Source organism: Candidatus Parvarchaeota archaeon, assembly GCA_016866895.1.
In the GTDB taxonomy this organism is placed as follows: domain Archaea; phylum Micrarchaeota; class Micrarchaeia; order Anstonellales; family VGKX01; genus VGKX01.
The window spans coordinates 1-1,231 of the sequence record VGKX01000224.1 but is presented as its reverse complement, the minus strand read 5'-3'; the positions used below and the strand labels follow the sequence as shown (position 1 = coordinate 1,231).

The window sequence follows — 1,231 nt, the reverse complement described above, 5'->3', positions numbered from 1 at the left end:
CCAGACATGCTTGCCGGTTTTTTTTAGTTGATTTGGCTTGATATGCCTGTTTTCACTTGGCGTAACTTGTTTTTCGTTTCATTTTAGTGTTTATTGGTTGTGTTTGCAGAGGACTTTCATTGACTGGTTGTTTTGCATAGTTATATACACAAGCACACTTTATGGTTTAAAAATACTTATCCCCTAATTCAAGGCAAGTTTGAACGTGGGGTGCTGATTCAGTCCAGGGAGATTGATGGTATAAAAAAAGAGCCGAAAGGCCTGACCAGGCTTGTTGCAAAGGCAAAAAAATCAATTGGAGCCTGAGAGGGTTTGAAGCTGCAAAGTCTGCGGCAAAACAAGAAATATGCAAAGTGGCATATAGACATGAGTTCACACTGCAAGAAAACCCAGACGCATGGAGTGGAAGGAACAGGCAGTGATGCAAAAACAGGAAAAGGAATGCGTTTGCAAAAATGAGAGATAGCAATTCGCGGAAAATGGAGGAGTTGAAACAAAAATTGCGCTCAATGCAGCAAGAGGCAAAAAAGCACCTCATTGGTGATGAGCTAAGAAGCGTGAAGTCTGGAATAAGGGTATTGTGCAAGAGGCTTGCCGAGCTGGAAGCGGATGTGGTGGCTTGCAAAGCGGTGCTTGAACAGATTGTGGAGCAGGTAGAGCAACTTGAGATTTCTATAGGGTATGCAAGAAAAGGTGTTTATTGAAGATACGGGAAGAAAAGAATGAGCCTAGAGTGAAGTTAATTGAGAAGGAGATTGAACTGCTTAAAAGGTGATTAAATGGGAACAATGGCACTATTTGATTTTGGAGCTCAAAGGGTAAAGTTTGCAAGGCAAGGATTTGGGGCAAAAAGCCCGTTTGAAGGCAAATTTGCAATGCCAGGGGCAACAACTCCAAACTCCGCAAGGTTCCAAAACATCAGGGCAGGGCATGATTCGCACCACATGGTAAGACATGAAAGCCCAAAGGGAACAGTTGACGAAAAAGTGGCAAAGATAATTATACCCATAGCAAGTTTGCATCCAATAAAGGATAAAAAAAGATTGAGGAGTTGAGGCTTAAAGCATCCGAGTGCGCAACCTCATTGCTTATGACACAGAAGATAACCCATGCCCAAAAAATTCTGGGGCTGGCTGAACACATCACGCACCCCGAGCATGTCCATAAAATAATGACTTCAAAAAGGGAGCTTTTGAACCTCTGTCCCAATCTTGACAATGATTTTGCGTTT

The 1,231-nt window shown here is 42.6% G+C and carries 2 protein-coding genes; both read left to right on the top strand.

What is annotated here, in order from left to right; all coding sequences use genetic code 11:
• The first annotated feature begins 479 nt into the window (after positions 1-479).
• Positions 480-704 carry a hypothetical protein gene (locus tag FJZ26_06145; GenBank protein MBM3229986.1) on the top strand — a complete coding sequence of 75 codons (225 nt, stop codon included), beginning with the start codon at positions 480-482 and terminating at the stop codon, positions 702-704.
• A gap of 75 nt (positions 705-779) precedes the next feature.
• Positions 780-1,055 carry a hypothetical protein gene (locus FJZ26_06140; GenBank protein ID MBM3229985.1) on the top strand — a complete coding sequence of 92 codons (276 nt, stop codon included), beginning with the start codon at positions 780-782 and terminating at the stop codon, positions 1,053-1,055.
• The last annotated feature ends 176 nt before the right edge of the window (positions 1,056-1,231 follow it).

Coding starts and splice junctions, on each gene's coding strand:
- FJZ26_06145 (MBM3229986.1), top strand. CDS start 480: ATGGAGGAGTTGAAACAAAAATTGCGCTCAATGCAGCAAGAGGCAAAA.
- FJZ26_06140 (MBM3229985.1), top strand. CDS start 780: ATGGGAACAATGGCACTATTTGATTTTGGAGCTCAAAGGGTAAAGTTT.